The organism is Campylobacter sp. P0109 (genome assembly GCF_002138755.1).
In the GTDB taxonomy this organism is placed as follows: Bacteria; Campylobacterota; Campylobacteria; order Campylobacterales; family Campylobacteraceae; genus Campylobacter; species Campylobacter devanensis.
This window is the reverse complement of record NZ_MJKK01000001.1, coordinates 98354-116452: the sequence shown is the minus strand read 5'-3', so window position 1 is coordinate 116452 and position 18099 is coordinate 98354. Positions and strand designations below refer to the sequence as shown.

Here is an 18099-nt window from a genome sequence, read left to right as displayed (position 1 = left end):
TTAATAATCTTATATATTAAATCTTAGTATTATATCTAAGCAGATTTAAGCCAAAGTAAATCTGCCCCATAGCAATACCAGAATCATTCATAGGCTCATTAATTGGCAAATAATATTTAATATCATGGCGTCTAAACTCAGATATAGTTCTTTTTAACAAAGCTCTATTTTGCCATACTCCACCGCATAAAACAACTGGAAGGCTATGCATTTTAGCAATCTTTAGAGCTAAATTTGAAATTCCATTTATAAAAGCAGTAGCTGCTACTTTCATAGGATCATTTAAAGCGCCTATAAATGCATTTTTATAATTAATTATATCTCCATCTATTTTAAATTCATAGGCCGCATTTATATTTTCATCATATAAAGCCTCAAGCATCATAGGGGCTTGCGCATCATAGGTAATAACTGGCAAATTTAGCACAATTGCAGCAAATGCATCAAAAATTCTACCAAGCGAACTAGTATCTACTATATTTAATCTATTTTGTAAGATTTTATCTAGATTAGATCTTTGAATTTGAGGTACTATGGTATCTATTTTTGGTGAGTTTAGATTGTATTTTTTTGCTATTGCGTAAGCTAGATAGTAGATATTTTTTATCCCTTTATCTGCTCCAATAAGCTCAAAATTATCAAAATGCATAACTCTTTTAAACTCATTATCTTTGCATCTTAGCACTTCGCCACCCCATATAGTAGCGTCCTGGCCATATCCAGTTCCATCAAAGCTAAGAGCTAAAACTTCACAATCTAAGCCGTTTTCTAACATTACACTAAGAGCATGAGCATGATGATGATAGACCTTATAAATCTCTTTATCTTTAAAATTATTTACAAATCCAAAATGCGGATGAGCATCACCAATGACAAAATCAAACTCAAACCCATAAATACTCTTAAAACTCTCTAGCAGCTCATCAAATCTTTTAATCACTGCTAAAGAGCCCATATCGCCAATATATGGAGAGCTAAAGATAAGGCCATCTTTATAGATAGCAAATTGATTTTTCATCAAACTCCCAAGCGCTAAAAAACACCCTTTTGGCACATCTTTTAATCCTAAATTTAAAGGTATAATATTAGGCTTTAATCCACGAGAAGTTCGAAGATAAATTGGCTTTGAAAATAGCTCAAAACAGATGCTATCATCGCTTGGATTTACAATATCTCTATCATTATCAAGAGCATAATCACACACACTACCAAGTCTGCTAGCAAGCTCATCAAAGTTTGTTAAAATAGGCTCTTTGCTTGGGTTTGCGCTAGTGGCTATAATTGGAGAATTTAATCTATCTAATAGCATTATATGTAGTGGAGTTGGCGGTAAAAATATACCAACACTTCCTATGCCACTAGATATTGACTTAGGTAGATTATTTTTGGATTTTAATAAAACAATAGGTTTTAAATTCGAGTTTAAAATCTTAGCTTCACTATCATTAATATAAGCATAATCACAAGCCATATCAAGATCTTTACACATTATGGCTAAAGGTTTATGCGGACGCCTTTTACGCTCTTTTAGAGATGATACAGCCTCACTATTTAGAGCATCGCAAACAAGATGAAATCCACCAACTCCTTTAATAGCTATGATTTTACCATCTTTTAAATCATCTATACATCTTTTAAGAGCCTCTTGATCATTTGCAAGAATTTTGCCATTTAAACTCTTATAGCTTAACTTTGGACCGCAGTTTTTACATGCTACTGGTTGAGCATGATAACGGCGATTAGTTGGGTCTTTATACTCATCTTGGCACTGTTTGCACATATTAAATTTGCCCATTGTAGTATTTATTCTATCATATGGCAAGCTTTTAATTAAAGAAAATCTAGGGCCGCAGTTTGTACAGTTAATAAATGGATGATTATATCGTCTATTTGTAGGATCTTTTAATTCAGATTTACACTCATTACATATAGCAAAATCAGGTAAAATAGGTGCAAATTTATAACTTTCTTGCGAGCTAATTATATTAAAATCATCATATTTTTTATCGCTATTGCTAATAATAATATTATCTATTCTAGCTAGTGGAGGCAAATTTATTTTAAGCTTAGATATAAACTCATCAATATTTTTCCCATCGCCACAAAGCTCAATTTTCACACCGCTAGAATCATTTAATACAGTTCCATTTAGCTCAAGATTTTTAGCTAATGAATAGACAAAAGGGCGAAATCCAACACCTTGAACCAGCCCAAAAACTTCAATCTTAATTGATCTCAAGTGGATAGTGTCCGCTAAATTTACTTTTATAATTTGAATTACAAAACTTTAAAGCCAAATTTGCAATTACAGGATTAGCAAAGAGATTTCCGCTAAATATCATACCTTCGCACTCTAGCTCATCTTTTAAAATATCACCAAAATCACTTAAAAAAAATGCCAAACTCTCCAAACAGCCAAAGCTAATATTCTTCGCATCAGCCCCAGCTAGCCTAAAACTCATCGTGCTTCTAATAGCTCTTACCCAATCAAATTCGCTCTTGCTACTCATCTTATAATCAATTCTTACCCCTTTTAAACCGCTATAATCCCTAGCGTAGTTTAAAATTTGGCCATTGTATCCTAGAATTTGATCAATTATCATAAATAGCGAATAAAAATTATTAGGTAAATCTATAGTACCATTTGGTAGCTTGTACTCTTTTTGATAGTTTGCAAGCAACCTATCGCCACCATCGAATTCAGAAATTTTTTGCCAAATTTCTTCAAAGCTCTTTGGCAAATTAATTCTAAGCATATCAAATACATCTTCACCCTTATAAACTTTGATAAAATCGCTATATTTTTGACTTAAAAATACTCTAGCGATTGTAGAATTTGCTACACCTAACTCACTTACACAAAGACCAAAAAGAGCATAATTTTTATCATCAAATGAGTTTATAAACTCCATCTCTTTAGTTTTTATAAACTCTCCAGCTCTAATAATTAAAATTCTCTCGTCTAAGATTGATACTTTCATATCATTTTTTAAACTTTTAATAGATAAAAAATGTATCCCATTTTCACTTAGGGCTTGAGTAATCTTATAAACATTGATATCCCAAGCGCTTCTAACATCAAAATATAGCGGTGCATCTTTGTGATTACTGCGATATATCGCATTAGTACGCAAATTTATAACCGGCTTTTCAAAACTAGCAAGAGCGATTAGAGATTTTTCATCGCATACAAAAATTTTAGCTATATTTTTAAGATTTGTTGGTAGTATATAATCACAATCAAAACTACTAAATTTAGATATCTCATAACCATCATAATTTACAGTTTTACCAGCCATTATATCTTTTATAGCATTAGCTATAAATATATTATCACTTTTAAAGCCAAATTCATTTTCATCTGATTTTAAAGCATTTGGAGTAATATTTTTAAAACTAAAATCAAACTCGAATTTGCTATTTTTTGGTAATTCATCAGCTAAACTAACCTTGGACTCTTCAATAAAAACTGAGTGCGGAACTAAATTTATATACTCATCGCTAAATTTAGCTAGCTCGTTTTCATTGCCTTCTACATATAATTTTATAGATCTATTTTGAGCTGTAATGGAGTATTTTAAAGCACTTTTTTTAGCCCAAAAATCTAAAAAAAACGCTAAAACCGAACCATCATTTGCACAACTAAATTCAAAGCAAAGTATCAAAATTGCTCCTTTTTCCACTCATCAGCCATATCTTGCACACCTTTATCATCTATCCTTTCATAGCTAAAACCTAAATTCGAAAGCTCTTTTAAGATTATTTTTTCCATTAAATTCGTAGATTTTTTAATCTCATCGCTAAGCTCAAAACTCATTGGAACAATTCTTCTAGGTATTACACCTATTATTTTAGTTTGCGGTCTATCGCCTACTAAATCCATCATTTCAATAGTTTGAAGCATCTCTACTTCGTGTGCTGAACCAGACCAATTAATGCTCTTTGGCATATCTTCAAAATCAAAGAAATATACATCTCCTATCTGCCCACCATCAGCATCGATACAATCAACGACTATTAAATAATCGCTATCAGCCATTATCGGAGTTAAATGATTTGCTAAAGTACCGCCATCTACAAATTTTAAATTATGTTCTTTGGAGTTAAATTTAAAGTTATTCTCAATCATCTTAACAAAATGAACGCCGACTCCTTCATCGGCGAACATTACATTTCCTACTCCTAGGATTAAAACACGCATCTACTTCTCTTTTGGGAATTTGTAGCCGCTGATTATCGCATCCATAGCGCCATCTTTGCCTTTTATAGCGTTAAATACAGCCATATAGATATGAACTACCATAAAAATAAAGATAATCCACATAGCAATATGGTGAATTTGGCGTACATTAGCAAGTCCTCCCATCCAAGCCTCAATAACTTTCATAGGCGTATAAAGCAACCCGCCAAGTCCTTCATGATATACATTGACATATAAAATCAAGCCAGTCAAGCAGATCACAAAAAGCACAATATAAAAAAGTATATAAGAGGCAAATTGTAGTGGATTATAGGTTCCTTGAATATGAGGATGCTTGCCTAAGAATAGATAATATTTAATTTGGGCAATCCAAACTTTAATATCTAAAAAATTCTTTACACTCACTCTTTCAATATGGCTTTGTTTATCAAAGAAAAATAGATATATCTTAAAGATAAAACAACCTATTAGTATAAATCCAGCTATTTGATGAACAGCACGCCATTTAGCATTCATAAAATTTATAGGCTCACCTGTTATAGCAGGACTTACAAAGACATAAGCAAGATAAAATCCGCTCACACTCAAAACTACAATAGATATAGCTCTAATCCAGTGCGTAAGGCGTAATCCTATGCTAAATTCATAATCAGCGATATGTTTTTTACTATTTTTCATATCTGCTCCTTAGATTAAATTCGGATTAACTTTATAGCTACTTAATTCATTGCCTTTTGTATCCATCACATGGACAGCACACGCTATACAAGGATCATAAGAGTGAATTTTGCGTATTATCTCTAAAGGCTGTTTTAAATCAGCGATTTTAAGCCCAATCAAACAAGCCTCATAGCTACCCATTTGACCTTTAGCATCTTTTGGGCTAGCATTCCAAGTAGATGGAACGACAGCTTGCCAATTCTCAATCACTCCATTTTTAATCCTACACCAGTGGCTTAACATACCACGAGGCACATTACCTATAAATCTACCTTTATACTCTTTTTTGCTATCTATTTGATATTTAGCGCAAGTGCTATCATCGATTTTTAAATTCTCAATTAGATTATTTAGTGCTTTTAAAGCATTATCAGCAATGATTTTTGCCTCAATCATTCTGCATGCAGTTCTACCTAAAGTAGATAAAACAGCACTTACTGGCAAGCCAGTTTCAGCTAGGAATTTATCCACCACTGGCACTACATTTTTATTGCCTTTTACATAATTTACAACTATATTCGCTAGTGGGCCAACTTGCATAGGCAAACTATCATATCTTGGGGCTTTAATCCAGCTATATTTACCATCTAAATCAAAGACTTTAGAATCTTCCATTTCGCCCTTAGCATTTAGAGTTTTAGCATCTTTAAATCCTGTGTAATTTGGCGTAGTATCACCATCATAAGGGTGAAGTGGTGCATCATTTTTATACCATGAGCGAGTCGCTTCTTCGGTGATTTTGCTCTCATCTACTTCAAATACCTTAGATATATCACCATTTAAGATATAACCACCATCAAATAGATACTCATTAGCACCAATTTGGAAATCTTGATATGTTAATAAATTTGGAGTTCCTACATCATTTACCACACTTGGTTCATTAGCATAAGCCTTAGCCGCCATTACAAGATCTGGCCAATAAGCACGATTAATAAAGTCAGCCATCTCTTGGAATTTAACCATATACTCACCTAATCTTGCTGGGCTTTGAAGATCCATAACGCATGTTACGCCGCCTACAGTTAGACTTTGTGGATGAGGCTGTTTAGCACCAAATACAGCCATAGCTTGAGCTATTGTTCTTTGAAGTCTTAAGCACTCAAGATAGTGACTTAGAGCAATTAGGTTTTGCTCTGGAGTAAACTTATATGTAGAGTGACCCCAATAAGCATTAGCAAATGGCCCAAGATTGCCTTTTTCTACAAATTTTTTAACCTTATCTTGAACTAATTTTAACTGATCTGCGCCACATGCATATGGAGTATCGCAATATTTAAATGCTTCTTGGCTAGCTTTTAGTGGATCTGCACTTAATGCACTTACCACATCAACAAAATCAAGCGCATGAAGTTGATAAAAATGCACCGGATGATCATGTAAAAATAGAGCCGCATTCATAAGTGTTCTAGTTAGTTTTGCATTTAGCGGAGGGACTATTCCTAGAGCATCTTCTACAGCCTCTATACCTGCTCTATAGTGTGAAAATGTACAAACACCACAAATTCTTTGTGTCATAAATCCAGCATCTCTAGGATCTCTACCTTTTACAATTACCTCAATACCACGCCAAAGAGTTGAGCCACTATAAGCCTCTTTAACTACATTATTTTCATCTACGATTACTTCTACACGAAGATGGCCTTCAATTCTTGTAATAGGATCTACTACTATTCTTTGTTCGCTCATATTTTACTCCTTCTCTTTTGTTGCAGTAGCGATAAGTGCGTGAGCTGCGACAGCTACACCTGTGATTGCTAATACACCTATACCAATTTTATCACTTATTGCATCAGCACCAAGCCCATCAAATACAGTATGATATAATCTATCGCCTAGTGGCACCTCAAATGGCCCCATCTGATCCCAAAAATCTGGCTCAGAACAGCCGATACAGCCGTGACCTGCTTGGATTGGCCAGCTTGTGTGTTGGTTAAATCTCTCACGAGAGCAGTTATTAAATGTATATGGACCTTTACAACCTACTTTATATAGACAATATCCATTTTTTGCACCTTGATCACCAAATTCTTGTACAAATTCACCAGCATCAAATCTACCGCGTCTTTCGCATAGATCGTGAATTCTAAGACCATAAGCCCATTTTGGTCTATTATAGACATCAAGTGCTGGAAGTGTACCAAATAGTAAGAAATTTAAGACATTACCAACGATATTTTTCTCACTTGGCGGACAGCCTGGGACATTGATTACTGGTTTATTGGTGATTTTGTGAAGTGGTTTTGCGTTTGTAGGGTTTGGGGCTGCAGCTTGAATACCACCAAAGCTAGAGCAAGTCCCGATAGCAAAGATAGCAAGAGCATTATCACTAGCGTGGATAGCGTGTTCTCTACCTGTTGTTCCTTTTGGGCCTACTGTTAAATAAAAGGCGCTATCACCATCTGGAATTCCGCCTTCTACCATTAAGACATATTTACCTTTATACTTTTGTATAGCTTGTTCTAAATTCTCTTCAGCTTGCCAACCAGAAGCTGCCATAACTGTTTCATGATACTCTAAGCTAATATAATCAAAAATTAAACTATCAATGGTTGGAGCATCACTTCTTAAAAGACTCTCGCTACAGCCGGTACATTCAGCCATATGGAGCCAAATCACAGGCAATCTATCGCTAAGCTCAGCTGCTTGAGCTACCATAGGTGCAAAACTAGCCGGCAAGGCCATAAGAGCAGTCATCGCTCCAGCCCATTTCATAAAATCTCTACGAGTAAAGCCGTGTTCGTTTAAAACATCCATAATAGAGCTATTTGCTTTCATTTTTGGAAGTTTGGCTAACTCTGATAGCCTATTTTGTATGGTGGTTATATTATGATTATCTACCATAAATTTCCCCTTTAATTGAGATTAAATTTATCTTAAAAATAAATTCTTTACCTGTTATTTTACTATCATTTAACTTAATAAATTTGATAAATCAAAATTAAATTTTAATTTTAAAGTTAAATTAATACAAATGGGCTAAAATCGGCTATTTTGCTACAAATTTAGGACTAAATAGGCAGTTTTTATTGCAAATTTAAAAAACAAAAAGTTAATAATACAAACTTTATCCCAGTTAAATTAAAGTATTAAATTCACTATTTAAATTTTATATATTAATAAAATTAACAATACATATGCATAAGATTATTAACACTGTTATAATTATTAGGCTATTTTTCATCACATTTGTAAGACTGCATAAAACAAAAAATAAATCACTGTAAATATCTAAAGCCAAATATTATTAATTTCATACTTACTAAACATAGGTCATCAAAATTATTATTATAATTAGCACACATAAATCTAAAAAATAATATAAAAGAAAGTTATTTAAAAATTAAAGAGAGCATAACCCTCTTTAATTTGGATAAATTTAAGCATAAATATCTAGCTTGCCAAGCTTTAAAGCCTCATTTTGAATAAATTGTGTAGGATTAGTTATTCTTGCAGATGCTTCTATGTTTGGAGTTTGCATATTATCTGCTGTTTGACCAAACAATTTTGCCATCATATTTTGTTCGACATCGATTGACTTTTTTAGCACCATTGTGCTAGCTACTAAACTAGCCTCTGCACTTCCACTCATACCTGCTAACATTTTTAACTCCTTAAAATTTAGTCATAAGTATAATCGACTAAAATATAAATTTTATTATTTTTTGGTGATTTTATATAAAAAATTTCCGCTACTTTGGATTATTTGAACCATTACTATCAAGATAATTACCGTATATGCCATAATATCTGGGCGAAATCTTTGAAATCCATATCTCATAGCTACATCGCCAAGGCCGCCACCGCCTACAGCACCAGCCATGGCTGTAAAGCCAATTACTACTATTAATGTAAGAGTTATGGCATTTATAATGCTTGGTAAGGCCTCTATAAATATAACCTTAAATATTATCTGCGTTTTGGTGGCTCCATAGCTTAATGCTGCTTCTATAATGCTATTATCTACTTCATTCATCGCATTTTCGATTAATCTAGCGATAAATGGCGCCGAGCCGATAGTGAGCGGGACTATGGCTGCTGTCGTGCCAATACTGGTGCCAACTATAAATTTAGTTAATGGAAACAAGACAATTATAAGAATTATAAATGGAAAGCTTCTAAGTGTATTGACTGCGATATCTAGAGTATTATAAATAGCTCTATTTGGTTTTAAGCCGTTTTTAGAGGTTATAACTAAGATTATAGCCAGTCCAAGCCCTATAATAAAAGCTAAAAGCGTAGATACAAAAGCCATATATAAGGTATCAATCGTGGCTTCAAAAAGCAATTTTGATATCATTTACTCCCCCTTTATAATCTCATATAGAGCGCCTGAATTTTTGATGAATTCTTCTACTTTAAGCTCATATTTTGGTTCTACATTTATAACTAAACTACCAAGAACGCTACCACCTAGCTTTTCTAATTTTCCCCAAACTATGTTAAAATCAATATCAAGCTCTCTAGCCATATTGGTTATAATACTATGCATCGCTACATTTGGCGGGAAAAATATCTTAATATTTACGCCTGTATCTGGCAAAATCTCCTCTTCGCCTAGGAAGTTTTTCATATTTTTATTAGGATTTAAAAATAGCTCTACAATTGAGCCTGAATTTGTGATTATGCCTTGTTCGAGTAAAATAGCTCTATTGGCTATGCTTTTTACAACCTCCATTTCGTGAGTAACAATAACTATAGTAATACCTAAAGTTTGATTGATTTTAGCAAGCAAAGATAGAATTTGCTTTGTAGTATTTGGGTCTAGCGCACTTGTGGCTTCATCGCTTAATAATATTTTTGGGCTAAGTGCTAAAGCCCTAGCTATAGCAACTCTTTGCTTTTGGCCGCCACTTAGCTGACTTGGATAGCTTCTAGACTTATCTTTTAATCCTATTAGCTCCAAAAGCTCATCAACACGGATTTTTATAGCTTTTTCATCATAGCCCCACACACGCAGCGGCATAGCGATATTGTCAAAAACCGTTTTTCTACTCATTAAAGCAAAGTGTTGAAATATCATACCGATATCTTTTCTAAGCTCTCTAAGAGCGTTTTCATTTAATGAATTTATCTCACGCCCTAGCACCTTCAAGCTACCACTTTGATAACTCTCAAGCCCATTTATACAGCGCAAAAGTGTGCTTTTGCCAGCACCGCTATGACCGACGATAGCGAAGATTTCACCTTTATTTATCTCGCAACTAACATCATTTATGATGAGATTTTTGCCATAATATTTTTTTAAGTTTGAGATTTTTATCATATTTTAACCTATTTTTTGAAAAAAATCGAGATCCAACTCAATATAGCCATTGTTATTACATTCTACAGCTTTTGGTATTAATGGAAAATTTTTATTCATATTCGTTGATTTTTTTTCTTCGATTGCTTTTCCTGGATATAGATAAATGAATTGTTTATTTTCGAAATTTAAATTTACTGATTTTTGTAAATTATAAGCGCTACATAAATAATCGAATAGAAGTTGGCTACTTTTGCATTGTTCTAAAGCTTTATCAAGTGGATTTGTATCATTATTATATTTTGTATTGTCGGAGACGAATTTTAGCTCTACAAAATATACTTTATCATAACTAACTACTATAAAATCGCAAGAGGAAATAGCTTCTTTAAATAATCCAGTTTTAAATCCATCTTCTTGTTTTAAAACAAAAAAATTGCCATATTTTTTTATGGTTATATGTCTAATTGTACTATCTTTTTTTTCTTTAATTACATAAAAGCCGTTATTTTCACATTTTAATTCTTCGCTTAAGAAACTATAAAAATCTTGTAAATCTTTTCTCATAATTGACTCTTTAAGATTTGTTCGTAAATTTTATCTTGATTTCTATTTTGTTCCCTTATAATGTCGTTGAAAGTATCCATAAAAATGCCATCTTCTTGAGTTATTTTAACACTTTCAGTAGTTATTTCATCTTTAATTTTTATAGTTTGATAAGCTCTTACTTTATTAGCGTCTAATTGCATTTGTTTTGAATACTCTTCTAAATTTTTCAAATTTTCATCGCTAATATTTTTTAGGCAAATACATGAACTAAACTCACGCAAAATATAATCACTATGAGTGCTGATAAACACCTTTATGCCGATATTTACCAACATAACTAAAAGCCTAGCTAGTAGAATTTGATTTTTTGGATGCAGGTTTAATTCTGGTTCATCTATAATTAAAATATCATTTTTTTGTGCTTGAAATCTAATATATAAATCTAATAAAAATAAAGATTTAACAGAGCTAGAAGTTTGCTGGATATTTATAGTTTTGTGTTTTTGGAGTATTTTTTGTTTTGCACCAGTCGCAAATTGTAATCCATAATCATTTATTATATATTTTCCGCCAACTATCTGCCAAAGCAAATCTAAAATTTCATTATTTTTACTTTCAGCGATAAAGCTTTTTTGATTAGTAACATTTGATATATCATTTATAAGAGATATATTGTCAGTAATTGGCAAAGGATAGCGAGAAGTAGCTTTTTGTATATAGTTATTTATATTATCGATGATATCTCCTTGATTATTTTGGGTTAGACCTGCTAGGATGTTATTTCTGCTTATATTTAACTCACTATAAAACATAGCAATACCTGTGCGTTCTACACTAATAATATTTATTTGATGTCTATAAAATAATCTGCTTATTATAAGATAAACTAAAAATAAATGTATATTTTGAGATGATAAATCATCTCTATCAAAAAATTCAAATATTATATTTTCATCTGCTTTATAAACATTAAAGAAAGAATTTTGCTGTTTAAAAATCTTTTCGTAATTTAAAATTTCAAAACTTAATTCAAATTTAGCATCTTTGTAAATATCTGCATTACCTCCTAAAACTTTTACAAGTTTATTTTTGTATAGCTTATTCATTTCGTTTTTTAGATTTGCGTGAATTTGGATAAATTTTGTTTCTTCAATAGCGATAATATTTTTTTCTTTTTGTATAAAACTATCTTTATGCCTTAAAATAAGCTCATTAATATTTTCAGGCAATAATCTCCAAAAACCATAAAAAGCATAAACAGCATAGGTTTTACCACTATTATTTTCACCGCAAAGAATAGTTAAGTCGCCAATTTCTATCTCCGCTTGATTTAAAAGTCCTAGATTTTTAACCTTAAAATTCATTATTTATCCTTATATTTCTCCTAAATTTCTCAGCTCACTACACACTTTTTCAAATTTAGCTTTTGCTGTGGCTAGGCCTTCTTTATTGGTTTTAAGCACACTTTGTGGGGCGTTGGCTACGAATTTTTCATTATTTAGCATATTTTCAAGCTTAGCTATCTCTTTTTCAAGCTTTGATTTTTGTGAGTTTAGTCGTGCTATAATGGCCGTTGTATCCACGCCAGCAAGCGGTATAAAGCTCTCTAAATTCTCGCTCACATCTCTAGCGGAATTAGGGATAATATCTTTTGTTATCTCTACATTTTCACATTTAGCAAGTAGTTTGATAAAGTTTAGGTAGCTAGCGATATCAAGATTGCTATTTAACTTTATAAAGGCTTTTGAGATTTTGGCGTTGCCTTGGTCTATCGTTGCTTTAGCACGGCGAATGCTTATTATGGCTTCGATTATTAGCTCAAATTTAGATATGATAGCTTCATCTATTTTGCTAGCTTTTGGGTATTTAGAGATCATTATGGAGGTAGAATTTTCTAAATTTGTGCCACTTAATTCATGATATAGATACTCGCTGATAAAAGGCATAAATGGGCTTAGTAATTTCATACTCTCTTTGAAAATAGAGCCAAGCTCGCTAATTGCGCTCTTATCGGCTTTTGATAGCTCAATCCCCCAATCACAAAATTCATCCCATAGGAATTTATACACCCTATCTGCTGCGTCATTAAATCTATAGCTATCAAGTGCTTTTCTTGTTTCGTTTATAGCGATTTTAAAGCGATTTAGTATATATTTGCCAAGTTCTGTATGCACGGCATTTTCATCAAGATCGCTGAATTTATCTACATTCATACGCAAGAATTTAGTAGCGTTATATAATTTGTTGGTGAAATTTCGGCTTAAAACCATCTGCTCATCGCTCATTCTGACATCACGACCTTGAGCGCATAAGATAGTTAGCGTAAAACGAAGTATATCGGCTGAATACTCATCGATCATATCTAGTGGGTCTATTATATTTCCACTTGACTTGCTCATTTTTTTACCATCTTTGTCTTTGACAAGAGCGTGTAGATATATATCTTTAAAAGGTAGCTCTCCTAAGGCGTTGTTGCTTTGAAACATCATTCTAGCTACCCAGAAAAATAGTATATCAAATCCGGTAATTAGCATGGAATTTGGATAAAATTCGCTTAAATCACTCTCAAGCCACTTCTCATTTTTCAGCGCATTACCATTTCCCCAGCCAAGTGTGCTAAAAGGCCAAAGCCCACTAGAAAACCAAGTATCAAGCACATCAGGGTCTTGGGTGAATTTATCTCCACCACATTTTGGGCATTTGAGTGGTTTTTCATTCTCATCAGCCCACTCATGGCCACATTCGCAGTAAAATACCGGAATTCGATGCCCCCACCATAATTGACGGCTTATACACCAATCTTTTAACTCTCTCATCCAAGCATTAAAGCTATTTATCCAATGTGATGGGTAGAATTTTGCTCCGCCTTCATTTACACTTTTGATAGCTTCATCGGCGATTTCAGATTTTACAAACCATTGCTTGCTGATATAAGGCTCAACTACATTTTTACAGCGGTAGCAGTAGCCTACTTGATTTTCATAGTCTTCGATTTTTTCTACAAAGCCCTTGCTCTCTAGCTCGGCTACTACCATATCTCTAGCTTCAAGTCTTTCTAAGCCTTTGAATTTAGCACAATGTTCATTTAAAATTCCCTTTTCATCAAAAATTGTGATAAACTCTAAATTATGCCTATTTCCTACTTCATAGTCGTTTGTATCGTGCGCCGGAGTTACTTTGACTACGCCAGTACCAAAGCTCATATCTACATGATTATCGGCTATAATTTTGATTTTACGCTCAATTAGTGGTAAAATCAGCTCTTTGCCTATTAAATTTCTATATCTTTCATCATTTGGATTTACCATTACAGCAGTATCACCAAAGTATGTCTCAGGTCTAGTAGTAGCCACCACTACAAATTTAGATGGATCATCAGCTAAGAAATATTTAAGATAGTATAATTTGCCCTTATTTGCTTTATGCTCGACCTCTACATCGCTTAAAGCGCCATCGTGCGTACACCAATTTACCATATAATTTCCACGGATTATAAGCCCTTTATTATACAAGCTTACAAAGGCTTTTCTCACAGCATTTTTAAGCCCTTCATCCATAGTGAATCTCTCTCTACTCCAAGCAGGCGTTATCCCAAGGCGACGCATTTGATAGACGATTTGACCGCCACTTTTTTCTTTCCATTCCCAGGTTTTTTTAAGGAATTCTTCTCTACCGATTTGCTCTTTTGTAATCCCACTAGCTAGAAGTTGTTTTTCAACTACATTTTGAGTAGCTATCCCAGCGTGGTCAAGTCCTGGCTGCCAAAGGGTTTTATAGCCATCCATCCTTTTGTATCTTGTAATTATATCTTGTAAAGTAAAGGTAAGCGCATGCCCTATATGTAGGACTCCTGTGACATTTGGCGGTGGCATCATGATACAAAAAGTTTTATTATCTTCTTGAATATTTTTATTCCCATTAATCTCGAAATACCCACGCTCTTCGCAGATTTTATAAAATTTCTCTTCTATTGTTTTTGGATCATAAAATTCAGCCATTTTTTGCCTTTAGTGAAAGATAAAAATATGCGATTTTAGCTAAATTTATATAAATAAATAATAAAATTTATGAAGCTATAAGCCATTTTAATGGATAATAGCAACTTTGAAATTTTAAATTATGAAAGGATTAATATGGATTTTCGCATTGAAAAAGACACAATGGGTGAGATCAAGGTGCCTAATGACAAGTATTGGGGAGCTCAAACTGAGAGAAGTTTAGAAAATTTCAAAATTGGCAAAGGCACAATGCCAAGTGAGGTTATAGAGGGTTTTGCTTATCTTAAAAAGGCTTGCGCTATCGTAAATAACAAACTTGGCCGCTTAGATGATGCTAAAACAAAGGCTATTTCTCAAGCTTGCGATGAGGTACTAGCCGGTAAATTAGATGGCAATTTCCCGCTTGTAGTATGGCAAACAGGTAGCGGAACTCAATCAAATATGAATTTAAACGAAGTTATCGCTAACCGCTCTACTGAGATTTTGGGTGAGGATTTTAGAAGTAAAAAGCTAATTCATCCAAATGATGATGTAAATAAAGGTCAAAGCTCAAATGATACTTATCCTACAGCTATGAGAATTGCTTTTGTTTTAGAGCTTCAAAAACAGCTTTTCCCAGCTATTGATAAGCTTTTAGCTACACTTGAAGCAAAGAGCAAAGAGTTTGCTAATATCGTTAAAATCGGTAGAACTCACCTACAAGATGCCACACCTTTAACCTTAGGTCAAGAGTTTAGTGGATATGTTCACATGCTAAAAGCTAGTAAAGATCAAATTCTAGCTACTATTCCATTTTTAGAAGAGCTTGCTATTGGTGGAACAGCGGTGGGAACAGGGCTAAATAGCCATCCAGACTTTAGCCCTATGGTGAGTGAAGTTTTAAATGAGATAACTAAAACTGAGTTTAAATTTAAATCTCATCCAAATAAATTTCACGGCCTTACAAGCCACGATGCTGAAGTATTTTTAAGTGGTGCTTTAAATGGTCTTGGGGCAAATTTAATGAAAATCGCAAATGATATCAGATGGTTAGCAAGTGGCCCAAGATGCGGTATCGGCGAAATAAATATCCCTGAAAACGAGCCAGGAAGCTCTATTATGCCAGGTAAAGTCAATCCTACTCAATGTGAGGCTGTGACCATGGTAGCAGTCCAAGTAGCAGGCAATCATGTAAGCGTAGCAATGGGCGCATCTCAAGGTAATTTTGAGTTAAATGTATTTAAGCCTGTAATTGCTCACAATATTTTAGAGAGCATCAGATTGTTAAGCGATTCTATGGTTAGCTTTAATGACCATTGCGCTATTGGAATCACCGCAAATGAAGCGAAAATCGATAAACTTCTTCACGAAAGCCTTATGCTTGTAACTGCTCTAAATCCACATATCGGATATGAAAATGCTGCTAAAATAGCTAAAACAGCTCACAAAAATGGCACAACCTTAAAAGAAGAAGCTATAAATTTAGGCCTTTTGACAGCTGCTCAGTTTGATGAGTGGGTAAAACCTGAGGATATGACCGCTCCTAAGAAATAGAGGTGAATTTAATTTTGCAATGACATAAAATTAGTTATGAATTTACTACCATATATGTCATTGCAAGGAAGTTGCTTGCAACTTCCAAACAGATCTTTTAAATTTATTTTAATTCATAAAGCAGCAATCAATACAAAGTAATCCTAAGTAAAAATACCATCTATTAAAATTAACTCTAAAAGATTTAAAGAAGATGTAAAATCTATATTTAAATTTACTACAAGTTCCAACAATGATTAATTGGCCCATTTCCATGACCAATAACCAGACCGCTTTTGAGTGCGTTTGTTACATACTCTTTAGCATTTTTTACTGATTGATTAATACTTAACCCACTAGCGATATTACACGCAATAGCAGAAGATAGAGTGCAACCTGTACCATGAGTATTATTAGTATCTACTTTAGGAACACAAAATTGGCTAAATTCACCATTTTCATAGAGCAAATCAACTGCGGCATCTTCTCTTAAATGACCACCCTTTATTAATACGCTTTTGCAGCCATAATTACTAATTTTAATAGCTGCAGCTTTCATATCATCCATATTATTTATCTCCATACCGCTTAATGCACTTGCTTCAGGTAAATTTGGCGTTACTACACTTGCAAGATTAAAAAGCTCTTTAGTATAAACTTCTAGAGCACTCTCATCCATTAATCTTCCTCCAGTTGTTGCCACCATCACAGGGTCTAAAATTATATTTGTACAGTTATATTTTTTAAGCATTTTAGCAACTGAACGCATAATATCTGCATTTGAGAGCATTCCTAATTTTATTGCATCTGGAGTTATATCACTTAAAACTGAATCTATTTGTGCCTCTACAAACTCAGGCGAACAGTTTAAAACTCCACTAACTGCTGTAGTATTTTGTGCAGTTAGCGAGACTATTACTGCCATTGCGTAGTGCTTATGAGCTGTAATTGTTTTTATATCAGCTTGAATCCCTGCCCCACCTGATGGATCTGAACCTGCTATAGATAGTACTTTTTTCATATTTTTCCTTTATATTAACTGAAATTTATAATCAGTTTTGTATAATAGCAAGTCAAATTTAACATTTAAGGATAAAACAATGAAAAAACTACTAGCTTTAAGCCTTGTTGCTGCAAGCCTTGTTGGTTGTGCTTTTGCTCAAACACTAAAAGTTGGCGCCACTCCGGTTCCTCACGCTGAAATACTTGAATTTATAGCTCCAGAGTTAAAAAAATCAGGTATAAATTTAGAGATAAAAGTATTTAACGACTATGTAATCCCAAATATTGCAGTTGAAGATGGTGATTTAGATGCTAATTTTTTCCAGCATATACCATATTTAGACGAATTTAATAAAAATAAAGGCACTCACCTAGTTAAAACTATAGGCGTTCATTTAGAACCAATGGGTGTTTATAGTAAAAAAATTAAATCTTTAAGCGAGTTAAAAAATGGTGCAATAGTAAGCATTCCAAATGACCCTACAAATGAAAGCCGTGCGCTTGATGTGCTAGTATCTGCTAAATTAATAGAAGTTGATACAAATGTAAAGCTACGCACTCCTTTAGATATTACTAAAAACCCTAAAAATCTCAAATTTAAAGAGATAGAAGCAGCTACTTTGCCACGTACTTTAGATGATGTAGATATCGCCGTGATAAATACAAATTTCGCTATGAATGCAAACCTAAACCCTACAAAAGATGCTCTAGTAATCGAATCTAAAGATAGTCCATATGTAAATATTGTAGTTGTAAAAGATGGAAATCAAAATAAAGATAGTATAAAAGCTCTTAATAAAGCATTGCAAACTCAAGCTCTTAAGGATTTCATAACTGAAAAATATAAAGGCTCTATAGTTCCAGCTTTCTAA

The 18099-nt window shown here is 33.3% G+C and carries 15 protein-coding genes; 2 read left to right on the top strand and 13 right to left on the bottom strand.

The window, feature by feature from the left end; translation table 11 throughout:
* Nucleotides 1–16 precede the first annotated feature (16 nt).
* The 12 genes from hypF to CIGNP109_RS00535 form a co-directional block, all read right to left on the bottom strand.
* On the bottom strand, nt 17–2239 hold the full coding sequence (gene hypF, locus CIGNP109_RS00590) for a carbamoyltransferase HypF (RefSeq protein ID WP_086227804.1): 2223 nt from the start codon (nt 2237–2239) through the stop codon (nt 17–19).
* Complete coding sequence (locus tag CIGNP109_RS00585) at nt 2226–3665, bottom strand: hypothetical protein (RefSeq protein ID WP_086227803.1); 1440 nt, start codon at nt 3663–3665, stop codon at nt 2226–2228. The genes hypF and CIGNP109_RS00585 overlap by 14 nt, the downstream gene beginning before the upstream one ends.
* Nucleotides 3662–4201 (bottom strand): HyaD/HybD family hydrogenase maturation endopeptidase, encoded by a 540-nt coding sequence (locus CIGNP109_RS00580; protein ID WP_086227802.1) that lies wholly within the window; start codon nt 4199–4201, stop codon nt 3662–3664. Before CIGNP109_RS00580 ends, CIGNP109_RS00585 begins: the two co-directional genes overlap by 4 nt.
* A complete protein-coding gene (gene cybH, locus CIGNP109_RS00575) occupies nt 4202–4879 on the bottom strand; it encodes a Ni/Fe-hydrogenase, b-type cytochrome subunit (protein WP_086227801.1) in 678 nt (225 codons plus the stop codon). It lies immediately after the preceding gene.
* Nucleotides 4880–4888: 9 nt separating this feature from the next.
* Entirely contained in the window at nt 4889–6610 is a 1722-nt protein-coding gene (locus CIGNP109_RS00570; RefSeq protein ID WP_086227800.1) for a nickel-dependent hydrogenase large subunit, read from the bottom strand.
* A 3-nt stretch (nt 6611–6613) separates the two neighbouring features.
* Nucleotides 6614–7765, bottom strand: coding sequence for a hydrogenase small subunit (locus CIGNP109_RS00565; RefSeq protein ID WP_086227799.1), 1152 nt, complete (start codon nt 7763–7765; stop codon nt 6614–6616).
* A 535-nt stretch (nt 7766–8300) separates the two neighbouring features.
* Nucleotides 8301–8525, bottom strand: coding sequence for a hypothetical protein (locus CIGNP109_RS00560; protein ID WP_086227798.1), 225 nt, complete (start codon nt 8523–8525; stop codon nt 8301–8303).
* Nucleotides 8526–8579: 54 nt separating this feature from the next.
* Nucleotides 8580–9221, bottom strand: a complete 642-nt coding sequence (locus CIGNP109_RS00555; RefSeq protein WP_086227797.1) for a methionine ABC transporter permease — start codon at nt 9219–9221, stop codon at nt 8580–8582.
* Nucleotides 9222–10187 (bottom strand): methionine ABC transporter ATP-binding protein, encoded by a 966-nt coding sequence (locus CIGNP109_RS00550; RefSeq protein WP_086227796.1) that lies wholly within the window; start codon nt 10185–10187, stop codon nt 9222–9224.
* 3 nt (nt 10188–10190) lie between these two features.
* On the bottom strand, nt 10191–10733 hold the full coding sequence (locus CIGNP109_RS00545; protein WP_086227795.1) for a hypothetical protein: 543 nt from the start codon (nt 10731–10733) through the stop codon (nt 10191–10193).
* Complete coding sequence (locus tag CIGNP109_RS00540) at nt 10730–12079, bottom strand: AAA family ATPase (protein WP_086227794.1); 1350 nt, start codon at nt 12077–12079, stop codon at nt 10730–10732. The genes CIGNP109_RS00545 and CIGNP109_RS00540 overlap by 4 nt, the downstream gene beginning before the upstream one ends.
* A 9-nt stretch (nt 12080–12088) precedes the next feature.
* A complete protein-coding gene (locus CIGNP109_RS00535) occupies nt 12089–14713 on the bottom strand; it encodes a valine--tRNA ligase (protein ID WP_086227793.1) in 2625 nt (874 codons plus the stop codon).
* Between the two features lie 135 nt (nt 14714–14848).
* On the opposite strand from CIGNP109_RS00535, the gene fumC reads away from it, so the two are divergent.
* The gene (gene fumC / locus CIGNP109_RS00530) at nt 14849–16246 is read left to right on the top strand and encodes a class II fumarate hydratase (RefSeq protein WP_086227792.1); all 1398 of its coding nucleotides are present in this window, start codon (nt 14849–14851) and stop codon (nt 16244–16246) included.
* Between the two features lie 217 nt (nt 16247–16463).
* On the opposite strand, the gene thiD is transcribed toward fumC, so the two are convergent.
* Nucleotides 16464–17246: a bifunctional hydroxymethylpyrimidine kinase/phosphomethylpyrimidine kinase gene (gene thiD / locus CIGNP109_RS00525; protein WP_086227791.1), complete on the bottom strand. Its 783-nt coding sequence runs from the start codon at nt 17244–17246 to the stop codon at nt 16464–16466.
* Between the two features lie 79 nt (nt 17247–17325).
* On the opposite strand from thiD, the gene CIGNP109_RS00520 reads away from it, so the two are divergent.
* A complete protein-coding gene (locus CIGNP109_RS00520; RefSeq protein WP_086227790.1) occupies nt 17326–18099 on the top strand; it encodes a MetQ/NlpA family ABC transporter substrate-binding protein in 774 nt (257 codons plus the stop codon).

Coding starts and splice junctions, on each gene's coding strand:
- CIGNP109_RS00535 (WP_086227793.1), bottom strand. CDS start 14,713: ATGGCTGAATTTTATGATCCAAAAACAATAGAAGAGAAATTTTATAAA.
- thiD (WP_086227791.1), bottom strand. CDS start 17,246: ATGAAAAAAGTACTATCTATAGCAGGTTCAGATCCATCAGGTGGGGCA.
- CIGNP109_RS00540 (WP_086227794.1), bottom strand. CDS start 12,079: ATGAATTTTAAGGTTAAAAATCTAGGACTTTTAAATCAAGCGGAGATA.
- fumC (WP_086227792.1), top strand. CDS start 14,849: ATGGATTTTCGCATTGAAAAAGACACAATGGGTGAGATCAAGGTGCCT.
- CIGNP109_RS00580 (WP_086227802.1), bottom strand. CDS start 4,201: ATGCGTGTTTTAATCCTAGGAGTAGGAAATGTAATGTTCGCCGATGAA.
- CIGNP109_RS00570 (WP_086227800.1), bottom strand. CDS start 6,610: ATGAGCGAACAAAGAATAGTAGTAGATCCTATTACAAGAATTGAAGGC.
- CIGNP109_RS00550 (WP_086227796.1), bottom strand. CDS start 10,187: ATGATAAAAATCTCAAACTTAAAAAAATATTATGGCAAAAATCTCATC.
- CIGNP109_RS00520 (WP_086227790.1), top strand. CDS start 17,326: ATGAAAAAACTACTAGCTTTAAGCCTTGTTGCTGCAAGCCTTGTTGGT.
- cybH (WP_086227801.1), bottom strand. CDS start 4,879: ATGAAAAATAGTAAAAAACATATCGCTGATTATGAATTTAGCATAGGA.
- CIGNP109_RS00555 (WP_086227797.1), bottom strand. CDS start 9,221: ATGATATCAAAATTGCTTTTTGAAGCCACGATTGATACCTTATATATG.
- CIGNP109_RS00545 (WP_086227795.1), bottom strand. CDS start 10,733: ATGAGAAAAGATTTACAAGATTTTTATAGTTTCTTAAGCGAAGAATTA.
- CIGNP109_RS00560 (WP_086227798.1), bottom strand. CDS start 8,525: ATGTTAGCAGGTATGAGTGGAAGTGCAGAGGCTAGTTTAGTAGCTAGC.
- CIGNP109_RS00565 (WP_086227799.1), bottom strand. CDS start 7,765: ATGGTAGATAATCATAATATAACCACCATACAAAATAGGCTATCAGAG.